Source organism: Streptomyces iakyrus (assembly GCF_000717055.1).
GTDB classification, from domain to species: Bacteria; Actinomycetota; Actinomycetes; order Streptomycetales; family Streptomycetaceae; genus Streptomyces; species Streptomyces iakyrus.
The window spans coordinates 85,059-107,012 of record NZ_JNXI01000017.1 but is presented as its reverse complement, the minus strand read 5'-3'; the positions used below and the strand labels follow the sequence as shown (position 1 = coordinate 107,012).

The 21,954-nt window shown below is 74.0% G+C and carries 21 protein-coding genes; 12 read left to right on the top strand and 9 right to left on the bottom strand.

Translation table 11 applies throughout. The features are described 5' to 3' along the window. The first annotated feature begins 4 nt into the window (after positions 1 to 4). Positions 5 to 646, top strand: coding sequence for a D-sedoheptulose-7-phosphate isomerase (locus OO68_RS27090; RefSeq protein WP_051814826.1), 642 nt, complete (start codon positions 5 to 7; stop codon positions 644 to 646). Further along, on the top strand, positions 643 to 2,040 hold the full coding sequence (gene rfaE2, locus OO68_RS27085; RefSeq protein ID WP_033311763.1) for a D-glycero-beta-D-manno-heptose 1-phosphate adenylyltransferase: 1,398 nt from the start codon (positions 643 to 645) through the stop codon (positions 2,038 to 2,040). Before OO68_RS27090 ends, rfaE2 begins: the two co-directional genes overlap by 4 nt. Positions 2,041 to 2,362: 322 nt before the next feature. Here rfaE2 and OO68_RS27080 read toward each other — a convergent pair whose 3' ends face one another. The 3 genes from OO68_RS27080 to OO68_RS27070 form a co-directional block, all read right to left on the bottom strand. Continuing rightward, positions 2,363 to 3,607, bottom strand: a complete 1,245-nt coding sequence (locus OO68_RS27080; RefSeq protein ID WP_245237187.1) for an MFS transporter — start codon at positions 3,605 to 3,607, stop codon at positions 2,363 to 2,365. A 354-nt stretch (positions 3,608 to 3,961) separates the two neighbouring features. Continuing rightward, complete coding sequence (locus tag OO68_RS27075; protein ID WP_033311761.1) at positions 3,962 to 4,525, bottom strand: hemerythrin domain-containing protein; 564 nt, start codon at positions 4,523 to 4,525, stop codon at positions 3,962 to 3,964. Between the two features lie 95 nt (positions 4,526 to 4,620). After that, positions 4,621 to 5,154, bottom strand: a complete 534-nt coding sequence (locus tag OO68_RS27070; protein WP_033311760.1) for a DoxX family protein — start codon at positions 5,152 to 5,154, stop codon at positions 4,621 to 4,623. A 206-nt stretch (positions 5,155 to 5,360) separates the two neighbouring features. On the opposite strand from OO68_RS27070, the gene OO68_RS27065 reads away from it, so the two are divergent. The 5 genes from OO68_RS27065 (at position 5,361) to OO68_RS42455 (ending at position 9,416) form a co-directional block, all read left to right on the top strand. Next, positions 5,361 to 5,549, top strand: a complete 189-nt coding sequence (locus OO68_RS27065; protein ID WP_033311759.1) for a hypothetical protein — start codon at positions 5,361 to 5,363, stop codon at positions 5,547 to 5,549. Positions 5,550 to 5,570: 21 nt separating this feature from the next. Next, positions 5,571 to 6,269, top strand: coding sequence for a hypothetical protein (locus OO68_RS27060; RefSeq protein WP_033311758.1), 699 nt, complete (start codon positions 5,571 to 5,573; stop codon positions 6,267 to 6,269). Then, positions 6,266 to 7,237, top strand: coding sequence for a DUF6895 family protein (locus OO68_RS27055; protein WP_245237181.1), 972 nt, complete (start codon positions 6,266 to 6,268; stop codon positions 7,235 to 7,237). The genes OO68_RS27060 and OO68_RS27055 overlap by 4 nt, the downstream gene beginning before the upstream one ends. Next, the gene (locus OO68_RS27050; protein WP_033311757.1) at positions 7,234 to 8,151 is read left to right on the top strand and encodes a DUF6895 family protein; all 918 of its coding nucleotides are present in this window, start codon (positions 7,234 to 7,236) and stop codon (positions 8,149 to 8,151) included. Before OO68_RS27055 ends, OO68_RS27050 begins: the two co-directional genes overlap by 4 nt. A gap of 191 nt (positions 8,152 to 8,342) precedes the next feature. Then, positions 8,343 to 9,416 carry a serine hydrolase domain-containing protein gene (locus OO68_RS42455; RefSeq protein ID WP_078625473.1) on the top strand — a complete coding sequence of 358 codons (1,074 nt, stop codon included), beginning with the start codon at positions 8,343 to 8,345 and terminating at the stop codon, positions 9,414 to 9,416. 59 nt (positions 9,417 to 9,475) lie between these two features. Here the strand turns inward: OO68_RS42455 and OO68_RS27040 are convergent, their stop codons facing one another. The 5 genes from OO68_RS27040 to OO68_RS27020 all read right to left on the bottom strand — a co-directional run bounded on the left by OO68_RS27040 (position 9,476) and on the right by OO68_RS27020 (position 14,622). Next, positions 9,476 to 10,843, bottom strand: a complete 1,368-nt coding sequence (locus OO68_RS27040; RefSeq protein ID WP_033311756.1) for a carbohydrate-binding protein — start codon at positions 10,841 to 10,843, stop codon at positions 9,476 to 9,478. A 147-nt stretch (positions 10,844 to 10,990) separates the two neighbouring features. Further along, positions 10,991 to 12,655, bottom strand: coding sequence for an alkaline phosphatase D family protein (locus tag OO68_RS27035; protein ID WP_033311755.1), 1,665 nt, complete (start codon positions 12,653 to 12,655; stop codon positions 10,991 to 10,993). A 228-nt stretch (positions 12,656 to 12,883) separates the two neighbouring features. Beyond that, on the bottom strand, positions 12,884 to 13,648 hold the full coding sequence (locus OO68_RS27030; RefSeq protein ID WP_033311754.1) for a metallophosphoesterase family protein: 765 nt from the start codon (positions 13,646 to 13,648) through the stop codon (positions 12,884 to 12,886). Next, positions 13,645 to 13,932 carry a BON domain-containing protein gene (locus OO68_RS27025; protein WP_033311753.1) on the bottom strand — a complete coding sequence of 96 codons (288 nt, stop codon included), beginning with the start codon at positions 13,930 to 13,932 and terminating at the stop codon, positions 13,645 to 13,647. The genes OO68_RS27030 and OO68_RS27025 overlap by 4 nt, the downstream gene beginning before the upstream one ends. A gap of 12 nt (positions 13,933 to 13,944) precedes the next feature. After that, positions 13,945 to 14,622, bottom strand: a complete 678-nt coding sequence (locus tag OO68_RS27020) for a nucleotidyltransferase family protein (RefSeq protein WP_033311752.1) — start codon at positions 14,620 to 14,622, stop codon at positions 13,945 to 13,947. Between the two features lie 320 nt (positions 14,623 to 14,942). On the opposite strand from OO68_RS27020, the gene OO68_RS46940 reads away from it, so the two are divergent. Continuing rightward, positions 14,943 to 15,533: a hypothetical protein gene (locus OO68_RS46940; RefSeq protein WP_245237179.1), complete on the top strand. Its 591-nt coding sequence runs from the start codon at positions 14,943 to 14,945 to the stop codon at positions 15,531 to 15,533. A gap of 17 nt (positions 15,534 to 15,550) precedes the next feature. Further along, the gene (locus OO68_RS27010; protein ID WP_033311751.1) at positions 15,551 to 19,882 is read left to right on the top strand and encodes a cation-translocating P-type ATPase; all 4,332 of its coding nucleotides are present in this window, start codon (positions 15,551 to 15,553) and stop codon (positions 19,880 to 19,882) included. Between the two features lie 60 nt (positions 19,883 to 19,942). Here the strand turns inward: OO68_RS27010 and OO68_RS27005 are convergent, their stop codons facing one another. Further along, positions 19,943 to 20,392 carry an SRPBCC family protein gene (locus OO68_RS27005; protein ID WP_033311750.1) on the bottom strand — a complete coding sequence of 150 codons (450 nt, stop codon included), beginning with the start codon at positions 20,390 to 20,392 and terminating at the stop codon, positions 19,943 to 19,945. A 149-nt stretch (positions 20,393 to 20,541) separates the two neighbouring features. Here OO68_RS27005 and OO68_RS27000 point away from each other — a divergent pair, with 149 nt between their 5' ends. The 3 genes from OO68_RS27000 (at position 20,542) to OO68_RS26990 (ending at position 21,946) form a co-directional block, all read left to right on the top strand. Then, positions 20,542 to 20,985, top strand: coding sequence for a phage holin family protein (locus OO68_RS27000; RefSeq protein ID WP_209442621.1), 444 nt, complete (start codon positions 20,542 to 20,544; stop codon positions 20,983 to 20,985). Beyond that, positions 20,982 to 21,413, top strand: a complete 432-nt coding sequence (locus tag OO68_RS26995; protein WP_033311749.1) for a DUF3618 domain-containing protein — start codon at positions 20,982 to 20,984, stop codon at positions 21,411 to 21,413. Before OO68_RS27000 ends, OO68_RS26995 begins: the two co-directional genes overlap by 4 nt. An 80-nt stretch (positions 21,414 to 21,493) precedes the next feature. Further along, positions 21,494 to 21,946, top strand: coding sequence for a flavodoxin family protein (locus OO68_RS26990; protein WP_033311748.1), 453 nt, complete (start codon positions 21,494 to 21,496; stop codon positions 21,944 to 21,946). Positions 21,947 to 21,954: the final 8 nt, after the last annotated feature.

Below are 21,954 nucleotides of genomic sequence, written 5' to 3'. Positions count from 1 at the left end.
CGACATGAGCGAACGCGAACCCCCCGCACACCCCGTCCTGGAAACCGCGCGACTGCACTGCCGGTCACTGGAGGAATCCCTCGGAGGATTCCGCAGGCAGGGGCTCGACCGGCTCGCGGACTGGGGCGGCCGTCTCGCCGACGTCCTCACCGGCGGCGGACGGCTGCTGGCCGCGGGCAACGGCGGCAGCGCCGCCCAGGCCCAGCACCTCACCGCCGAACTGGTCGGCCGCTACCGCCGGGAACGCCGCGCCTACTCCGCGCTCGCCCTGCACGCCGAGACGTCCAGCATGACCGCCATCGGCAACGACTACGGCTTCGACCACGTCTACGCCCGTCAGGTCACCGCCCACGGCCGCCCCGGCGACGTCCTGATGCTGCTCTCCACCTCGGGGCGCAGCCCCAACCTCATCGCCGCCGCCGTGACGGCCCGGCAGGCCGGACTGCGCGTGTGGGCCCTGACCGGACGTGGCCCCAACCCCCTCACGGAAGCCGCCCACGAAGCCCTGTGCGTCGACGCCGGCAGCACCGCCAACGTCCAGGAGATCCATCTCGTCGCCGTCCACCTGCTCTGCGAGTGCTTCGACACGGCCGTGTCCGCGCTGCCGGCACACCGCGCGGTCCTCACCCACGGGAGCACGTCATGACCGGCCCCCACCCCCTCGTCGTCGTGGGGGACGTCCTCCTCGACGAGGACATCGAGGGCGTCTCCACCCGCCTCGCCCCGGACGCCCCCGCCCCGGTCGTCGACGTCACCGGCGACCGCCGCCACCCCGGCGGAGCCGGTCTGGCCGCCGCCCTCGCCGCCCGCGGTGGCCGGGACGTGGTCCTGGTGACCGCGCTCGGCGACGACGAGGCCAGCGAGGCGGTACGGCGCGGGCTGCGCGGCCGGGTCCGGCTGCTGGAGATCCCGCTGGACGGCACCCTGCCGGTCAAGACCCGCGTCCTCGCCGGCGGGCGGCCGGTGGTCCGCATCGACCGGGGCGGCGGAACCCCCGGCGAGCCCGGTGACGCGGTCCGTGAGGCCCTGGCCGGCGCGCACGCCGTCCTGGTGGCCGACTACGGCCGGCACACGGCCGGGGCCCTGCGGCCGCTCCTGGAGGACGCCGCCCGCCGCACGCCCCTGGTGTGGGACCCGCACCCCCAGGGCGACCCGCCGGTGCCGGGGGCCCGCCTCGTCACCCCCAACGCGGCCGAGGCACGGGCCCTGCACCCCGGTTCCGGGGACACCACGCTGGGCGCGTACGCCGAGAGGGGGGCCCGTCTCGCCGAACGCTGGCGAGCGGCCGGTGTCGCCGTCACCCTCGGCGAACGCGGGGTGCTGCTGGTCCGGCCGGGCTCCGGCACGCCGATGCTCGTCCCCGTGCCCTACCGGGCTGCCGGGGACCCCTGCGGCGCGGGTGACTGCTTCGCCGCCACGACGGCGGCGGCCCTCGCCGACGGCCTGCTGCCCGAGGAGGCGCTGCAACGGGCCGTCGCCGAGGCGGCCGCGTTCGTCGCGGCGGGCGGGGCGGGCAACCCCGGCCTGTGGCGGACCGAGCCCGCCCCCGGCCCCGCCGCCGAGCCGGCGCACGACGCGTTCGGCCTGGCCGAGCGGGTCCGGTCCAGGGGCGGCACCGTCGTCGCCACCGGAGGCTGCTTCGACCTGGTGCACGCCGGTCACGTCGGCCTGCTGGAGAGCGCCCGGCGCATCGGCGACTGCCTCATCGTGTGCCTGAACTCCGACGCGTCCGTCGCCCGCCGCAAGGGCCCGGGCCGCCCCCTCAACCCGGCGGCGGACCGCGCCCGCGTCCTGGCCGCGCTCGGCAGTGTCGACGCCGTCGCGGTCTTCGAGGAGGACACCCCCGAGGCGGTACTGGCCCGGCTGCGGCCGGACGTCTGGGTCAAGGGCGGCGACTACTCCGTCCAGGACCTGCCCGAAGCGGAGGTGCTCCGCACCTGGGGCGGCCAGGCCGTGGTCCTGCCCTACCTCGACGGCCGCTCCACGACCCTGCTGGCCCGCCGCGCGGCGGTGGCGGCACAGGCGGCCCTGCGACCGTAGGGCGCCTGGGACGCCGAGCCGCCGGTGTCCGCCGTGCGGCCCGTCGAGGGCTCGGGGGCGGCGGGGTGTTCCGCTGCGCGGGGGAGCACCCTCCCGGGCGCTCGGTCACGCCCCCGGCGGTGCCGGGCAGGCGGGACGGAGGCTGCCGATGGCGAGGGCACGCGGGCCGCCGTGTGACACACGGCAGCAGCCCCTGTCCCGGGGCCGCGCGGCACGCCGCCCCGGTCCGGCCGCCGTCCGGGCCAGGCCCCCCGGAGGCTGATGTCCGCCCGGTCCGGCCGCCGTCCGGGCCGCGTGCCCGGGGCCCCCGGGCCGAGCCGGTTCAGGCAGCCGGGCTGAGCGCCGGCTTGCCCAGGGTGTCGTGGTCCTCCTTGCGCAGCAGCACCGGCGCCGTGGCCCGGCGGCGGCGCAGCAGAGAGCCCGTCCCGATCGCACTGGCGATGAGCAGTCCCCCGGTGACGAGGGCGCCGCGGGGTCCGGCCAGTTCCATGAGGAGGCCCAGTGCGGGCGGGCCGCCCAGGCCCCACACCGTGCCGATGCTGCCCCACACGCCCAGCACCCGTCCCCGCAGGTGGGCGGGCGGGTCGGTCTGCAGGACGGCCGTACCGGCGGTGTCGGAGACGGACTCCACCACGGCCATGGGCAGTACCAGCACGATCAGCACCGCCAGCGACGGCGACAGGCCCGCCACCACCTGGAGCAGCGCCCCCGCGGCCGCCAGCGTGCCCACGAGCCGCACCGACGGCCGGCGCAGCCGGGCGCCCAGCACCGCGCCGAGGATGCCGCCGGCGGCGAGCACGGTCGACACCGTGCCGAACGAACCGGCGCCTCCCGCGAGCGGCCCGGTGACCAGCACGGCCAGGGTGAGCCCGTAGTTGCGGCCGAACACCGCGCTGATCCCGGTCACACCCGCCAGCGCGACCAGGCGCGGCCGCCGCACGAAGTAGGCCAGCCCCTCGCGCACGGTCAGGTCCGAGCCGACGCCGCCCTCGGGCTCCCGGCCGGTCTGCCGCACCGCTCCGGCGGCGGGCCGCAGGAACGGGATGACCGAGGCGACGAAGAGGAACGAAAGACCGTTCGCGAAGTACGCGGCGGACGTGCCGAGGAACCCGACCGCCACACCGGCCAGGGCCGCTCCCACCAGGCGGCCCGCCTGGTGCACCAGCGCCCCGACGCCGATGGCCGAGGGCACGTCCTCCGCCGGCACGAGGTCGTTGCCCAGCAGCGCGCACGCCGGGTTGTCGACGGTCGCGACGACACCCGTGACGGCGGCCAGCACCATCAGCGAGGTCATGTCGATCCGGTCCAGCGCCACGAGGACGGCCGTGGTGAACGCGATCGCGCCGAGCAGAGCCTGGCTCACGGCGGCCGTCAGCTTGCGGGGCCACCGGTCGACGGCGGCCCCGCCCAGCACGCTGATCAGCAGCGCCGGGGCGGCCTGCACGGACATGGAAAGACCCGTCGCGGCGGCGGACCCGGTGATCTGCAGGACCAGCAGGTTCTGCACGGTGAGCTGCATCCACGTACCGGCGTTCGACACGAAGTTCGCGACGGACCACCAGCGCATGCTGCGGTACCGCAGGGACCGCCAGGGCGAGCGGGAGGCGGGCAGGGCAGGGGAGGGGGAGGAAGACACAGTGCGGTACTCGGAGACGAGTCGGAGGACTCAGGAGGAGGGGGACGAGGGGGCGGGACACACCGGCCGCGCTGCGCGGTGGTTCCCCTCGACGGGTACGGCGCCGCCCATCGTGGCAGAGGGGACCGGAGAAGCGGTTCCACCGCACCGTGATCCGCCGTCTCGCGCCTCCCAAACTCCCTGCCGCGCACGGGCCTTGAGGCCGCAGTGTGGTTACTCACACGCGCACACACGGAAGCGGGGTCCGTCGCCTAGGCGACGGACCCCGCACAGACGGTGACGGCCCTACTCGGACTTGCCGCGGCCGCTCAGCGCGTCCCGCAGCCGGTCCACCATCCCGGTGCCCGGGGCCAGCAGCTTGTTCGCCGGGGGCTTGTCGGGGGCTGCCGGGTGGGGCCTGGTCGGAGCGGTCTTTTTCGCCTTGCGCACCTTGTCGCCCAGCTCGTTGAGCGCGTCCATCGGACAGGCCTGCCGCAGCCGCGGGAAGAGGTTGCCCTCCTCGTCGGCGATGTGCGAGCGGATCTCGCTCATGAGCATGCCCATCAGACGGTCGAACTCGGCGTCGCCCGCGTCACAGCCCTCCAGATCCTTCATGATCTGCTCGGCCGTGGCGTGGTCCTGGAGCTCCTGATCGGCGATGGCGTCCCCGCCGGCCACGTGCTCGCGGACCGCCGGGTACAGGTATGCCTCCTCGGCCACCGAGTGCCGTACGAGCTCCATCGTGACCTGGTCGGCGTACAGCTTGCGGTCCTGGTGGCCGGACGGCAGTGCCTCGATCCTGCCGAACATCTCCTCGACCTCGCGGTGATCGGTCACCAGTTCGTCGATGACGTTTCCTCCGTGTCCCATGTCCTTCACCTCCAGCGCTCGGGTCCCCCCGGCCCCATGGGGTTAACGCGCGGTCCCGCCGGTGCCGTACCGGCGGGACCGGCGGTTCAGGCGGTTCACGCGGGGAGCTTGGCCCGGACGCGCCCGGCCGCGGCGGCCGGCCGTGCGGTGGCACGCACGGAGCGGCGCACCAGACCCGCGTCGCGCCGCAGACCACGGGCGGCGTGCGTGCCGCGCCACACCACCGAGGGGCGGGCGCCGGTGTCGTCGGCGGCGATCAGCAGCCCGCCGAGCATGGACAGGTTCTTGAAGAAGTGGATGCGCTGCTGTGCCCGCTCCTCGGGGTCCTCCGACTCCCAGAAACGGTGCCCGGCCAGCGTGGTGGGCACCAGTGTGGCCGCGATGGCCAGCGCGGCCGGACGCGGCATGCGCCCCGTGGCCAGCATCAGTCCCGCGGCGACCTGCACGGCGCCGCTGAGGCGTACGACCTGCTCGGTGCGGTCCGGCAGGGCCGGGACGCGCTCGGTGACCGGTTGGACGACAGGCTCGGCGGCGTCGGCGACCTGCTCCGGGTCGCGGACGGAACTCAAGCCGCCCGTGAGGAACATCGAGGCCAGCATGGGGCGGCCGAGCACTCGCAACAGACTCATGGCCCTCTCCAGGGGGTCGGTGGGTACAGCGTCCGCCGGGTTCCCCAGCCGGAGCCGAAGCACTCACACCGCCCGTGCCACTAGGTCGCTTATGGGTGAGATGTTGAAGAAGTGACGCAAATAAACTCTTGGGTAAGTTGGCATGATTTGTCCCCATCAGGTGCACTAGAGGAGAAAGCATCCACTTCAGTCAAGGAGATGGTGCAATGACTGCCACCGAGAAGGTCACCAAGGACCTGACGGGCATCCAGAGTGCCGACATCGAGGCCGCACTCGACCCGGCAGAAGCCGACGGCATCTACCGCGACAGCCGCGAGTGCGCCGCACTCGCGCTGTTCAAGGGCGGCTACGGGCTGCTCCTGTCGCCGCCCACCCCGCGCCCCAAGAAGGGCTAGTGGACCGACGGGAGTAAACAAATGGAGCAGTCTGGCACTTCGTCCCTCTTGCAGGGCGCGGTGCAGGACCTCGCTTCCTCTGTGGTCTCCGCTCTTCGGAGCGGAGACCACGCTCGTGCGGCCGCCCCGGAGCGGGCGGCCGACGGGGAAGCGGAGGGCCTCGCCCTCGCGGCCGTACGTGTGCTGGGAGCCGACGCGATGCTGCCGAGCACCCTGCTGTCCACCCCGCCGCTGCCCGACGAACTCGCGGTGTTCCGTGCGGCCGTGGAGGCCTACCCGCCCGGCGCCGACGCCGCCCCCACCGTTCTGTGGAGCCACTGGGCCATGCGGCACACGCTGTGGCGACTCGACCCGGGCCACGCCGACGGCCCGCACCCGGAACCCGACGCCGCCTGGCTCGAGGGCGCGCCCTGGCAACTCCTGACACACCAGCTCGCGGTACTGGCCGCCCTGGCGGTACCGGGAGAGGACTGCGCGGTGGCACGCGCGGCACAGCACCGTCCGGTCGACGTCGCCCGGGGCTTCGTGCGCGCGGTACGCCGCAGGGACTGGCGACAGGCGGCCGGCGCCGGACGCTGGCTGACCCTGCTGGAGGGCGTACCGCAGACGCTGGGACTCGACAACGGCCTGGACTTCGTGGAGCTGATGGGTGGACAGGACCCGCTCGTGGCTCTCCAGGTGAGCGCGGCGCGTCTGACGCGGACGGGAGTGTTCGTGTGAGCGACATCCCGGGGACGTGGGGGACGCGGCAGGTCGCCGAGGACGCGCTGGCGTGGGTGTCGGCACATCGCGCGCAGTTCGCGCTGGGCGAGGACGCGCTGGCCGCTGACGGACAGGTGAACCGCAGCTGGAAGCCGCTCGGGGAACTGGCGCAGGTGTGCGCGACCGTCTGCCGCCACACCGCGCCCCCGGATCCGCTCCACGCCTGCGCGTCGGCCCTGATGGACTTCGCGTGGCAGGAGACCGGCCGGGGAGAGCTGTTCCTGCGCCTGCAACGGCTGGAACCCTTCGCCACATACCCGCTGGAGGTGTACGCCGCCATGGCCGCGGCGGGCCTGCGGCACCCCGGCTACGAGGCGGCCACCGCCACGGTGGCCCGCACCCGCAGCTGGCAACTCACCGAGCAGGAGCCCACCCGGCGGCTCGGCGTCGTGAACGCCGAGACCCGCAGCGGCATCCGGCAGTCCGACGCGATGCCGCAGGCGCTGCGGCGCACCTGGCTGGGCGGGCTGCCCGAGCCCTGGACCTTCGAGCAGTCCTCCGGCTACTCCCTCACCCACGTGGTCTTCCATCTCACCGACTGGGGGCGCGCCGGCCCCGCGGGGGTGCCGCCCGACCTCGCCGGCTACCTGGCCGACTGGCTGCCGCCCTGGCTCGACACCTGTCTGGATGCCGGGATGTGGGACCTCGGTTGCGAGCTGCTGGCCGTGGCGGCGAGCCTGCCCCTGCTGCCCGAACCCGCCGTCCTGCGTGACGCCTGGGCGCGGATCGCGGCGGCACAGCACCCCTCCGGCGCGGTCCCGGAACAGGGGAGCGGAGCGGACCACGGCAGCGGTCCGGACTTCCCCTCCCACTACCACCCCACCCTCATGGCCGCCTTCGCCGCGACGCTGACCACCGGGCGGCTCGACGACGGAGCCCGGGCAGCCGCGCCCCACCTGCCCGGCGGACAAGGAGTGCTGGGATGACCGACACCCGCCTGATCCACAACGTCGGAGTCGGCGCCCTGGAATGGCTGTGGGCCCACCGTGACGGATTCGAGCTGGAACCCGATGTGGACCCCGAGATCGGCTTCCTGGAGCGCTTCAAACCCATCGGCGAACTGGCCATGATCTGCAAGGTGCTGTTCCGCGAGGGCGTCGCCGGGTCGCGTCAGGCCCGGCTGGCCCGGCAACTCCTCGACCACGCCTGGCGCGAGACGCTGGACGGCGGCCGCATGCTGGTGCGGGGGCAGCTCACGGAGCCCATCTCCCCCATCCCCTTCGAGGTGTACCTGCCCTTCAAGGAACTCGGCTACAGCCAGCCGGAGGTGGAGCGGGCAGCCGCCCTGAACCACCGGCTGGACAGCTGGGCGGCGTTCGAGGCGACCCCCACCCGGCGGCTCGGCCTGTCCGCGTTCCAGCGCCGGTTCGGCCTCCCGCCCCGGCCGCCGGAGTCCGAACTGAGGGACACGACCTGGCTGGCCCGCACCCCCGAACCCTGGACGGTGGAAGGGCACATCGCCTACGACGTCACGCACAACGTCTTCCACCTGACGGACTGGGGGGAGAAGCCGGACGGTCTGCCACCCGCCACCGCCGACTACCTCGCGACCTGGCTGCCGGTCTGGATCGACGACTGGCTGGACCTGGAACGCTGGGACCTGCTCGGCGAACTGCTCGTGGTCGACGCCTGCCTGCCGCGCCCGACCCTGGACGAGCGGGCCTGGGAGGGCTTCGCCGCAGCACAGCAGCCCGAAGGCGCCATGCCCGCCCTGCGGACGATGCCCGAGGGGGCTCCCGACGAGGTGTTCGACATCGTCTACCACCCCACGCTGGTCGCCGCCTACGCCTCCGTACTGGCCACGTCCCGGTCCTTGGCCCTGCTGGCACACGCCTCATGACGCCCCGTCGGCACACGCCCTGGCCGGGTGAACCGCTCGACGACGCCGAGACTCCGGCCCTGCGTGTCACGCCGGCGGACGCATCCTCGCCCGCGAGCCACGCGCCGAACGAGGGCCCGGCGGCCTCGCGCGCCACACCGGCGGGCCGCTCCCTCGCCCCGCACGACACGGCGTCAGAAGATCCCCGGCGTATGCGCGCCACGCTCCACGCCGCCGGGCCTGCCCCGCGCGGCCCGTCCCTGCAGGTCCCCCCGGACGACGGCCCGCTCGTCGAGCGGCTCTCCGACGCCGTCACCACCTCCGACGCCCCGGACGTGGTGTTCGCCCTCTCCCGGCACGGCCGCCGCAGTGTCGTGAGCGGCGGCACCGCCCTGCCCCCGTCGGTCACCCGCGAAAACCTGCGCTACGAGATCGGCTCGGCGACGAAGACGTTCACCGGTCTGCTGCTGGCCCGGCTGATCCGCAGTGGCCGGCTGTCCGGCGGTGAACCTGCCGCCGCCTTCCTGGACGGGGGGCGGCCGACAGGTGCGGACCCGGTCACGCTCGCCCACCTGATCACCCACACCTCCGGCCTGCCCGCACTGCCGGCCGGGTTCTTCCTCCGGGGGCTGCCCGCCTGGACCACCAACCCCTACGGCCGTTTCCCGGAGGCCCGGGTCATCGACGCCTTCCTGCGCCACCGGCCGCGCCACCGCCCCGGTACCCGGTGGCGCTACTCCAACTACGGCGTCGCCGTACTCGGACACGCACTCGCCGCCGCGACCGGCACGCCCTGGGAGGCCCTCCTCACCGACCAGATCCTGAGCCCCCTCGGCCTGGACGGCACCACCCTGCGGGCGGACGACTCCGGGTCCGACGCCCTCGGGCACGGAAGGGACGGCGTGTCACGGGTGCCCGCCTTCGACGCCGGAGGCTTCCAGGCGGCCGGAGCCGTACGGGCCACGCCGCACGACCTGCTCACCTTCCTCGAGGCCCATCTGGACCCGACCGGCGTGTCACCGCACCTCGCCCCCGCCCTGCGGGCGGTGCGCCGCCCCGTGCTCCGCAGGGGCATCGGGCACCGGCACGTCCACACCATCGCCTGGTTCCGTCACCCGACGGACGGCGGACCGATGTACTTCCACAGTGGCGCGACCCTCGGCCAGCAGGCGTTCCTCGGTTTTCGCGCCGACACCGGCACCGCCCTGGCCGCGGTGTGCACCCGCCGCTTCCGCGCCCACGACCCGTTCCTGGCCACCGCGTACGCGCTGCTGGCCGAGGAGTAGCGGGCCCCGCCCGGCGCCGACGGCACATGCCGTTCGCGCCGGGCTTCCCTGACACCTCGTCACACCCGCTGCCACAGGGCCGGAGTGCGGTTGGGCGCCCACGCGCCCTGGGCCTGGTGGGTCTGCAGGCACCGGTACCGCACACCGGCGTGGATCACGGTGGCACCGGCCTGGTAGACACGGCCCTCCGCCCACGCCTGCGCGCCGTTGCCCTGCGGCGCCGAAGACTGGACGGCGGCGGTCTTCAGGGTGAGGCCGAAGTCGCTGAGCAGCGGGTTGACCGGCTGGTAGAAGGTCGTGCCGCCGCTCTTGCAGTCGCCCGTACCGCCGGAGGTCACACCCTGCGCCTGGACGCCCGCGACGAAGGGCCCGCCGGAGTCGCCCGGCTCGGCGCACACCGTCGTCCGGGTCAGCCCGTCCACCCTGCCCTCGGCGTAGCTGACGCTGGTGTCGTGCTGCTCGATCTTGCCGCAGTGCCACCCGGTGGTGGAGCCGGAACGGCAGACGGCGGCCCCGACGAGCGCCTGGACCGAGCCGGTGATCTGCACCTTCTGGTCGCCCTCGACCTTCACGTTCGCGGTCGGGGTCCACTGGTCGTTGACGGCGACCCACGACATGTCCTTGCCCGGGAACGTCGAGGCCTGGAAGGTGCCCTGCTCCGTCTGGTCGAAGCCGGTCGTCCGGTCGCCCTTCTTGCCGCAGTGGCCCGCCGAGGCGAAGCCCCGCTGTTCGCCCTTGGTCACGGAGAAGCCGACCGAACAGCGGGCGGAGCCGTTGATGTAGTAGGGGTCGCCGCCGGTGATGTCCGCCAGCAGGCGTGGCCGGTCCGCCGTCACCTTGACGCCCACGCCCTTGCCGTCGAGACCCGCGGCCTTGACGAACGCGGCGGCCGCGGCCTTGGTCCGGGCTTCCATGGCGACCCGGTTCGCCGGGACGTCGACGTACCACTGGGGTGTGTCGCGGGTGCTGACGCGGGTCGCCGCCCGGTCCAGCTTCTTCTTCGCGGCCATCAGGTCGCGCAGCGTCTTCCTGACGACGGCGGCTTTGGCGCCCTGGGCCTTGATGGTGGGCACGTCGGCGGCCTTGGTGGTCGCCACCACGAGCTCCTGCGAGGTCGCGCCGCGCAGCCAGGCCCCCGCGAAGCGGTTCCCCAGCGCGTTGCGCAGCAGCCCTGCCCGGGTGCCCGCCTCCGCCTCGTTGATCAGCCGCCGGGATGCCTGGGCCCGGGTCAGCCCGAGATCACGCTCCAGGGCGCGCAGCATCAGAGGCGACGGCCGGTCGGCTCCGAGGGTCTGGGAGGCCGAGGACAACGGGCCCGCGGGGGGTGCCGGCTCGGCCGCCACGGCGGACGGGACCCCGGTGGCGACGAGCGCGCCGAGCGCGGTCAGGGCCGCCCGGCGGCCGGTCACGGCATGTCTGTGGACCATCTCGATGTGTCTCCTTCGATCACGGTGGAACTGCCGTCGAGGTCATAGGCCTTGCCGGAGCGGCCCGGAGTGATGCCCCGGGGCGCCCCGTTTCGCGCCTGGGCGCGGGGAAGGACGCCATGTGCAGTACTGCGGACGCCCGGCGTGTCACGCGGACTTCAGGCCGGGCGATCCCACCTCCGTGACGAAGGACGCGGTCGTCGAGATGGTGCCCCCGGGCGCGTTGACGGCCGAGACGGTCCGGAAGTCGACTTGGGCGTTCTGGCGGCCCAGCTCGACCCGGACGTAGCCGCGCCGGCCGTCGTAGTGCTTCATGTGGGGGTTGGCCTTCATGTAGGTGTCCCAGTTGTCCGGCTTCCTGGTTCCGTTCCCGCCGCTGGCGATGGAGGTGCAGGTGAACTCCGTGCCCACCGTCTTGGACTGCGGGTCGTCGAAGTCGTCCTTGATGTCGAAGGCGTAGCCGACGTGGACGTCACCGGTCAGGACCATCCAGTTGTCGATGCCGGCGGCCTTGGCGCCCGCCATGACCCGGTCACGGGAGGCGCGGTAACCGTCCCAGGCGTCCATGGAGACCCGGGCCGGCGAGGTCAGGTCGAACTTGCGCTGTGAGAAGCACACCTGCTGGGGCATCACGTGCCACAGCGCACCGGAGTTCCGCCAGCCGTCCAGCAGCCAGCGCTCCTGCTCGGCGCCGGTGAGGGTGCGGGCCGGGTCGTCCGACTCGCTGCCCGGCGCGTGCGGCCGGTCGCCGTAGGCCTGGTCGGAGCGGTACTGGCGGGTGTCGAGGATGTCGAACTGGGCGAGTGACCCCCAGACCAGCCGGCGGTACAACCGCGCGTCGGGGCCCTGCGGCAGCTGCTCGGCGCGCAGCGGCTGGTTCTCCCAGTAGGCCCGGTAGGCGGCGGCGCGCCGCACCAGGAACTGCTCCTGCGGAGTGCCGTTCTCGTCGAAGGCGCCCGCGTAGTTGTTCTCCGTCTCGTGGTCGTCCCAGGTGACGAGGAACGGGTGCCGGGCGTGCGCGGCGAGCAGGTCCGGGTCGCTCTTGTAGAGCGCGTAGCGCAGCCGGTAGTCCGCCAGGGTGGTCGTCTCGCGGTTGAACACGTCGGGCAGTTTGCGGTCGGTGTAACGGCGGGCCCCGCCGGCGGAGTCCACCGGGTACTCGTACAGGTAGTCGCCGAGGTGGAACACCACGTCGACGTCCTCCTGCGCCACATGCTGGAAGGCGGTGTAGTAGCCGTCCTGGTAGGCCTGACAGGCCACGGCGGCCAGCCGCATGCCGGCGGCGTCCGTGCCCGCCGCCGGCGCCGTACGGGTCCGTCCGACGGGGCTGATCCAGCTGCCCACGCGGAACCGGTAGTAGTAGTGGCTGCCCGGCCTCAGGCCCTTGACGTCGACGTGCACGCTGTGGGCGTATTCGGGATGGGCCGTGGCGGTGCCCTGCTGCTCGACGATCGCGAACCACTCGTCCAGGGCCACTTCCCAGGAGACGACGACCCGCTGCTGGCCCAGGCCACCGTCCTCGCCGAACGGCTCGGGGGCCAGCCGGGTCCAGATCAGTACCGAGTCGGGCAGCGGGTCGCCGGAGGCCACCCCCAGGGTGAACGGGTCGTCGGAGACCCGGGCGGCGTCGAGTTCGGGAGCGGCGGTGGCACCGCGGGCCGGCCGGTTGGTGGCGAACGCGAGCGTCGCCGCCGCCGCGGTCACCGTCAGGAACCGGCGGCGGGCGACGTGCGGCGCCGCGGTGCGCAGTACGTCGTCGTGCGGGGAGAAAGCATGCTCGGACGGTGCTCTTCGACGGCCCGTCAGCGCCATCTGGTGTCCTCTCGTACGGGGCAGTTGCACTCCATACGGACGCATGGGGACATCGTCGGCGTGCGGAGCGCGGAGCTCGCATGCTAAGCAGACAAAATGCCTTAAACAGGCGCGACGTGCGGGGTGTTCACACCAGAGGCGGTACGGGGCCCGATCGGGCGCGTCCCGGCGGCGCACACGCCGACCGCCGCCGGCGAACGCCGGCGGCGGAGGGGGAAGAGGGGTGGTTCAGCCGGCCTGTCGGGCGGCGGCCACGGTCGCGGCGGGCTCCCGGACCGGCAGGTGGTAGACGTGGAAGGCCCGTCCGATGACCGGCTGGGCGACGTTGCGCACCCGCACGCCGCCGCTCGTCATGCCGTGCTCCGTGCCGGCATGCGCGTGCCCGTGCACCGCGAGGTCGGCACCGGCGGCGTCGATCGCCTCGGCCAGCAGATAACTGCCGAGGAAGGGGTAGATCTCCAGCGGCTCGCCGGCCAGGGTGTCCGCGACGGGGGAGTAGTGGGTCAGCGCGATCCGCGCGTCACAGCCCTCCTCGCCCAGTCGCTCCAGCGCGGCCCGCAGCCCGTCGGCGCTCCGCCGGGAGTACCGGACGAACTCCTTCATGACCGGCTCGCCGAACTCCCCGGCGCAGCGGCCGACGAACCCGCCGCCGAACCCCTTGGTCCCGGCGACGCCGATCCGCGCCCCGCCGCTCTCCACGACCGTCCCCTGCCCCTCCAGCACCTGCGTGCCGGCATCCTGGAGGATGGCCGTGACCTCGTCCGGGCGGTCGTCGTGGTGGTCGTGATTGCCCAGGACGGCGACGACCGGAACGGCGAGATCCTGGACCTCCCGGGCCACCACCCGCATCTCCTCGGGCGTGCCGTGCCGGGTGAGGTCCCCGGCCAGCAGCAGGAGGTCGGCGCACTCGGGCAGGGTCTCGAAGGCAGGGCGCAGCACACCCTGGCTCTCGGGCCCCATGTGGATGTCTCCGACGGCTGCGATGCGGATCATGAGAGCTCCTCCGCGTGGTCGGGGGAGGACGCCTCGGTGACCACGAGGTCGCTGTGCACGGGGAAGCCGGTGAGCTCCTCCTCGACGGTGCGCACGATCTCCTCGCGGCAGGGCGCCGAGGGCACCGTGCCGGTGAGCAGCACCGTCCTTCCGCGGGCCTCGACCCGTACGCCCAGTTCACCGAGTTCGCCGGAGGCGAGGCGGTCCTGGAGGTGGGCGATGCGGTACTCCAGGTTCTCGGCGGGCGGCCCGCCGCCCGCGTCCTGTGAACCGAGGGTGCTCATGTGGGTGCTCCTTCAGATGACGTTCAGGCGCTCCAGGAGGAAGAAGAACGCCGCGGGCATGGGCTCGTCCCCGCACTCGCGCCGCACCTGCTCCCAGTCGACCTTCTCCCGCAGCGCACGCGCGATGGGCAGGGCCGCCCCGAAATCGCAGTGGTGCTCGGAGAACGCGGCGGTCAGGCTCCACAGCAGATCGGTCGGGGCCAGCACGGGCATGCGCACCGAGTCGACGGACAGCTCCTCGGCGCGCTCCAGCATGTCCGCGCCCACCGGCCGGTGGGCCAACTCGAAGATGATGTCGACGGGCTGTCCGAAACACGTGGCCTTGATCAGCCAGTCCTCCGGCGGCGTGTAGACCGTCAGCCCGGCTTCCCGGAGTGTGGCCGCCACCGCCTCCGCGTCCTCGGGGCGGATGGCGAAGTCGACGTCGTGCTGCATGTTCTTCTCGCCGCCGTGGGCGTACGCGGCCACGCTCCCGGCCAGGGCGAACAGGTGCCCCTTGCGCTTCAGCAGGGCGCCGACCTGCTTGGCCGCCTCCAGGATCGCCTGGTTGCGGTCCAGGGGCAGCTCCTGCGGCGGCTGGTCCGCCTGCGGGTCCTGTGGTGGCGCGGGCTCGGCTCCTTCCGGTGCCATCCGGAGGTCGGGGATCCCCGGTCGCCGGACGAGCGTCGCGTCATCACCGTTCTGCGTCATGACCACTCCTTCGCCGAACCGGACACTCCGCTCCCGTGCGGGGTCCGGACCCGTGACGGCCTGTTTGCCTGCACTGAGTACCCGGCGCTCCCGACCCGACACGGACGGCTTACGAGGGCCGCCCGATCCAGCACGATGTCGCTTCCCCGCAGGGCCAGTTGAACCCCGGGCCGCAGCTCCCGGGCTCCGGTCGGGCCGCAGGGCCCCTCCACTCCGGAGCGTCGGCCGGTTCGCCCCCTGCGCAGCCTGGCACCCGGCCGAACAAGACAAGCGCATACCATCCTAAAAGCGGAATATGGGGCAAAGAGCTGGGAAACCGGATGACGCCGCTGGACAACGCGCTCGTGGAGGTCGACATGAACCAGGAGACATCACGTTCGTCCGATCTTCCGCAGCCCTTGCGGGCCATGGCCTCGGGCCTCAGGCACCTGCCGGGTGCGGAGCAGGTGGGCAAGGTGGCCACGGACGCGCTGGACAGGATCGGCGCGGTCTCGCCGCGCGGCCGCCGCATGGCCGTCTACGCCGGCGCCGGAGTGCTCGGCGTGGCCGGACTGGTGGAGTGGCCGGTGGCGGTGACCGGCGCGGCCGTCGCCTGGTTCACCCAGCCGCGCCCCGGGCAGCGGCCCGACGGCGCGTCCCCGAACGGCGGAACCCCGGCCGGCGAGAGCGGGGACCGCCGCTCCGCCCGGTCCGGCCAGGACGACGAGGACACCTCCGCCCACGGACCGGGCGGCAGACTCGCCGCCTCCCACTACCGGCACGACCGGCCGGAACAGCACGTCCATGAACAGCCCGCCAAGGTCGGCGACACCGCCACCGCCTCCGCGCTGAAGCAGGTCGCCGAGGCCACCGCGCACCACGGCGAGGAGCAGCAACACGGGCAGACACACGACAGCCGCCCCACCGGCTGAGTCGGGACAGCAAACAGATGCTCACACGCTTCGACGTCACCCCGCTCGTCGGGGCCGTGGCCGGGGCCGCCGCAGGCGCCGCCCGCAGCACCGCCCAGTCGGTGACGTCCGTCTACGACACCACCCGCCGCGTCCGCAACGTCGCGCGCAACGCCCTGACCGGCGGGCAGCACTGGAAGGCCGGACAGCGCCTCCACCTCGCGCTGCGGCACTCCGACGGCGAGGCCGAAGCCCTCGCCCACAAGCTCGCCCAAGAACTGGTCGAGCACCCGGACGTGCTCACGGCGTACTGGGACGGGGGACTGTCCCGCCTCGTGGTCACCGTGGCCGAGGACGCCGTCACCGACCGCGTCGCCGAGCGGGCGACCGCACTCGCCACCCGCCTCGGCCTGGACCAGGGGGCCGACCCGAACCTCCGGGACACCAGCCACCCCGGCGACCCCGCCGAGGTGCGCGTCACAGCGGCGGCGATCCTGCTGGACGCCGCCGGCGCGGCGGGCGCCCTGGCCGGCCGGTCCCTGCGGATCCCGCCCACCTCGCGCATCATCACTGCCACCGTCACGCTGCTGCGCGAGAACCCCCGCTTCCGGGCCCTGCTCCGGCAGCGGTTCGGCACGTCCGGCATGGAACTCGTCCTCGCCGCCGGCAACGCCGCCGCCCACGGCATCGGCCAGACCCCGCTGGCGCTCGTGCTCGACGGCATCCTGCGCGGCAACCAGCTCACGGAGGCGGTGGCCAGGGCCGCGGCCTTCGAGGCGCTGCACGACGACGTCTGCCATCACCAGCGCACCAGCCTGCCCGGCCCCACGGACGCCCGGCCGGCGCTCAAGGTGACCCCGGCGGCGGAGTACGCCTCCCACGCCAGCACCGGCAGCCTCGCCGGCGCCGCCGCCACCCTCCTCGTCACCCACAGCCCGAACGACGCCGCCGAAGCGGTCCTCGCCGGATCCCCGAAGGCGGCCCGGTACGGACCGGCCGCCTTCGGCGCGACCCTCGGCATTTTCCTCGCCCGGGCCGGGATCCTCCTGCGCAACGGGGAGCGCCTGCGGCAGCTGGAGATCGCCGACGCCCTCGTCCTGCACGCCGACGCCCTGCGCAGCCTGCGGCAGGACGACACCGGCGACGGCCTCCCCGACGACCCGGTCCACCCCTTCGCCGAAGCCGTCCTGGACGCCGCCCGCCGGGCAGGGCTGCACGTCGTGATCGCGGGCGGCTCCGACCTGAAGGACATCACCCGGCTCGCCGACGAGGTCGCCCCGAGCGCCGTCCCGTTCGGGGACGTCGTGCGGGGCCTGCAGGACGAGGGGCACGTCGTCGTGACGGTGGCCCGCCTGGACGCGTCAGGGGACGGGCACGTCGCGGCCGGGCTGCCGGCCGGGGACGTGGCCGTCGCCCTCACCGACGGCGGGGGCGCCGTCTCCTGGGGCGTCGACGCGCTGGTCCCCGGCGGCCTCGCCGACGTCTGGCGGCTGCTCACGGCGATCCCCGCCGCCCGGCGCGTCGGACGCCGGTCGCAGACCCTCGCCCGGGCCGGCGCGGCCCTCTCCGGCCTCCTGGTCGCCCGCGGCGGGCAGCCCCCCGGCCTGCACCTCCCGTTGCCCCTCACCCGGCACGCCCCCGTCAACATCGCCGCCGCCAACGCCCTGATCACCGGCTGGCTCGAAGCCGTCCGCGTCGCCCGGGCCACCCCGCCCGAGCCCCGCCTGCACATCCCCTGGCACGCCCTGGAACCCCACGAGGCCCGCAACCGGCTGCGGCGCACCGACCACGACGGAGAGCCCCGCGGACTCACCCTGCTCGCCGACCGCTCACGGCAGCAGGCCGCACGCCTGGCCCGGCACCCGGCCGCCACCCCCGCCCGCTGGACCTGGCAGGCGGCCGGCGCCGTACGCCGTGAACTCGACGACCCGCTGACCCCCGTCCTCGCCACGGGCGCCGTCGCCTCGGCGCTGCTCGGCTCGGTCGTCGATGCACTGCTCGTCGTCGGCGCCATGGACCTCAACGCCGTGACCGGCGGCCTCCAGCGACTGCGCGCCGAACAGGCCCTGGCCCGGCTCGCCGCCCGGCAGCAGCCCAAGGCCCGCAGGCAGGACAGCCGCAAACGCACGGTCACCGTCGACGCCGCCCGGCTGCGGCCCGGCGACGAGATCAGCCTCGGCGCCGGTGACGTCGTACCCGCCGACGCCCGGCTGCTGGACGTCGACGGCCTCGAGGTCGACGAGTCGGCGCTCACCGGCGAGTCCCTGCCGGTGACCAAGTCGGTCGAGGCCACCCCCGGTCTGCCCGTCGCGCAGCGCACCTGCATGGTCTTCGAGGGCACCACCGTCGTGGCCGGACGGGCCACCGCCCTCGTCGTGGACACCGGCGACCGGACCGAGGCGGGCCGGGCCGTCACCCTGGCCGCCCGCACCCCGCCGCCCGCCGGCGTCCAGGCACGGCTGCAGGAACTGACCCGCAAGGCACTGCCGGTGACCTTCACCGGCGGCGCGGTCGTGACCGGGCTGTCCCTGCTGCGCGGCAGCCCCGTCCGGCGCGCCGTCAGCGGCGGCGTCGCGGTCGCCGTCGCCGCCGTGCCCGAAGGGCTGCCGCTCGTCGCGACCGTCGCGCAGATGGCGGCGGCCCGCCGGCTGTCCCGCCGCGGCGTCCTGGTCCGCACCCCGCGCACCCTGGAGGCACTCGGCCGGGTCGACACCGTCTGCTTCGACAAGACCGGCACCCTCACCGAGAACAGACTGCGCCTGGTCCGCGTCGCAACCGCCGACGGCACCGTCCTCGCCACCGACGACGAACGGGCCGCCCCGGTCGTCCGCCTGGCCGCGCGCGCCTGCCCCCAGGAGGACACGGGGGAGGGCCGCCGCGTCGCGCACGCCACCGACGAGGCCGTCCTCGACGTCGCCCCGCCCGACGAGGGCTGGGCCGCCACCGGTGAGCTGCCCTTCGAGACCCGCCGGGGCTACGCCGCCGCGATCGGCCGCGACGGCGACCCGGACCTGGGCGAACTGCTCGTCGTCAAGGGAGCCCCCGAGACGATCCTGCCCGCCTGCCGGGACCTGCCCGCCCACGCCTGGGACACCGCGCACGAACTGGCCGGCCAAGGACTGCGCGTCCTCGCCGTCGCCCGCCGCGCCTGCCGGGCCGACGACGCCGAGGCCGAACTCGACCTGCCGCTCGCCGACCTGGAGTTCAGCGGCTTCATCGCCCTCGCCGACGTCCCGCGCGACACCTCGCACGCCCTGCTCGCGGAACTGCGCCGCTCCGGCATCCTGCCCGTCATGCTCACCGGCGACCACCCGGAGACCGCCCGCGCCATCGCCCTGCAACTGGGCTGGCCGGAGGAGACCGAAGCCGTCACCGGTGACGAACTCGTCGCCATGGAGCGCCGCGAACGCGTCCGGGTCCTGCGCGGCGCGGGCGTCATCGCCCGGGTCGCACCCGAGCAGAAGCTGCACGTCGTGGAGGCCCTGCAACAGGCCGGGCGGGTCGTGGCGATGGCCGGCGACGGCGCCAACGACGCCGCCGCCATCCGGGCCGCCGACGTCGGGGTCGGTGTGGAGTCCCGCGGCTCCGCCGCCGCCCGCAACGCCGCCGACCTCGTGCTCACCACCGGCGACCTGTCCGTCCTCGTGGACGCGGTCGCCGAGGGCCGTGCCCTGTGGCGCAGCGTCGCCGACGCGGTGAGCATCCTCATCGGCGGCAACGCCGGCGAGGTCGGCTTCAGCGTCCTCGGCACCCTGCTCGCCGGCGCTTCCCCTCTGTCGACTCGTCAGCTGCTGCTGGTCAACCTGCTCACCGACATGTTCCCGGCCATGGCCGTGGCCGTCACGCCGAGCAGTGACCCCTCGACCGCGGAGCACGCCGCGACCGGACCGATGGGCCTCGACGTCCTCGGCGCACCCCTGCTGCGCTCCATTCGCCGCCGCGGCGTCACCACCTGCCTCGGCGCGGTGACGGCGTACCTCATCGGCCGCCTCACCCCCGGCACCGAACGCCGGTCCACCACCATGGCGCTGTGCGGTGTCGTCGGCGCGCAGCTCGTGCAGACCCTCTCCGGACGGCGCCACAGCACACTGGTCTGGGTCACGGCCCTCGGCTCGGCCGCCGTCCTCGCCGCCCTCGTCCAGACCCCCGGCGTCAGCCACTTCTTCGGCTGCACCCCGCTCGGACCCGTCGCCTGGGCCGGCGTGGCCCTGGCCATCGCCCTGTCGGCCCTGGCTCCCCGTCTGGAGCGCCTCCGCGCGGTCCACGCCCTCTACGACGCCGCGACACGGCTCGCCCTGCGCCTGGGCGACCTGAGCCGGCAGACCCGGCAGGTCTTCCAGAGCGGGATCGCCGCCCCGGTGGCGTCGTAGCGGACGAGCACAGAGGAAGGCCGCCACCACGGCACGTGGTGGCGGCCTTCTCACGCGCGGTCAGACCTGGCCGCGCCAGGCGCCCGTCTCCGCCCCGCGGGCCTCCATGAACTCCTTGAAGCGCCGCAGATCACCGGAGACCTGCCGCTTCACGAAGCCGAGCTTGTCGCCCACCGTCTCGGCCACGCCGTCGGGGTCGAAGTCCATCTGCAGCATGACCTTGGTCGTGTCGTCCTGGATGCGGTGGAAGGTCACCACACCGGCCTGCCGCGCCTCGCCGCCCACAGTGGTCCAGGCGACGCGCTCGTCCGGGACCTGCTCGGTGATCTCCGCGTCGAACTCCCGCGCCTGCCCGCCGACCTTCGTCACCCAGTGCGTGAGGGTGTCGGTGCGCTGCTCGATGCGCTCGACACCGTCCATGAACTCGGGGAAGGACTCGAACTGCGTCCACTGGTTGTACGCGGTGTGCACCGGCACGCGGACCTCGATGGATTCCTCTACCTGCGACAAGGCGATACCTCCCTTTCTCGTCTCTGAGCGGCGGACGGGTACCAGATCCCGCGCGGCTCACTCATCGTCATCACAAGTTGTCCGACCAGGTGTCCTTTCCGCCTTTGCGGGGGTACTCGGCCCGCACCACGGACCGGGAGGTGATCGCCATGACGGACACGCACCGCACGGCCTCCGCCGCTCCCCGCACGGGGAGCGCGCCGGCGGCCGGAGACGAGCCGGTGGGCGAGCTGGTGCAGCGGGCCACCGAGCAACTGACCGACCTGGTGCGCGGCGAGATGCGCCTCGCCCGGGCGGAGATGACCGAGAAGGGCAAGCGCTTCGGGAAGGGCGGCGGCCTGTTCGGCGGCGCCGGCGTCCTCGGCTTCGTCACCCTGCAGGCCCTGGTCGCCACGGTGATCGCCGCCCTGGCCGTGCCGCTGCCGGTATGGGCGGCGGCGCTGATCGTCACGGGCGTGCTGGCCGTGGCCACGGGCCTGACGGCGCTGGCCGGCCGCAAGCAGGTGCGCAGCGCCACCCCGCCCGCCCCGCAGCAGACCATCGACAACGTGAAGGCCGACGTGGCCGAGATCAAGGAGAGTGCACAGCGATGACCCAGCCTCCGCACGACGAGCCGACCGCCCGCAGCCAGGAGGAGCTGCGCGAGCAGGTCGAGCAGACCCGCCACGAACTCGGCGACACCGTGCAGGCACTGGCGGACCGGGCCGACGTCAAGACCCGTGCCCGTGAGAAGGCCGCCGTGGTCAGGGAACAGGCCGGCGTCAAGGCCGAGGAATGGGGCGGGCAGGCCAGGGCCAAGGCCGCGCACCTGGCCCACACCGTGGAGGAGAAGCTGCCCGAGCCGGTGAAGCAGAAGGGCGCCGCCGCCGCTCAGGGCGCGAAGGAGAAGGCCGCCCAGGCCGAGCAGGTCTGGCAGGACAAGGCCCCGCAGCAGGTGCGCGACCACCGGGCCGCACTGCTGGCGGGCGCCGGTGCCGCGCTCGTGGCCTTCCTGCTGATCCGTCGTCGCGGCAAGCGCTGAGCCACAGCGACCGCGCACGCGACACCCGGCCCCCGTCACCGCTTGCGGTGGCGGGGGCCCGCACGGCAAGGTCAGGTGCCGTGGCCACCTTGCTGATCGTCCATCACACGCCCTCGCCGCACTGCCAGGCGATGTTCGAAGCCGTCCTCTCCGGGGCGACCGACCCCGAGATCGAGGACGTCCGGGTCGTCCGCGTTCCCGCGCTGTCCGCCACCGCTTCCGACGTCCTCGCCGCCGACGGCTTCCTCCTCGGCACTCCCGCGAACCTCGGCTACATGTCCGGAGCCCTCAAGCACTTCTTCGACCAGGTCTACTACCCGTGCCTGGACGCCACCCGCGGCCGCCCCTTCGGCTACTGGGTGCACGGCGGCAACGACGTCACCGGAGCGGTGCGCGGGATCGAGTCGGTCACGACCGGCCTCGGCTGGCGTCGCACTGCCGAGGCCGTGACCGTGACCGGTGAGCCGGACAAGGGCGACCTCGAACGGTGCTGGGAACTGGGTGCGACGGTCGCCGCCGGGCTCTCGGGCTGAACCGGCGG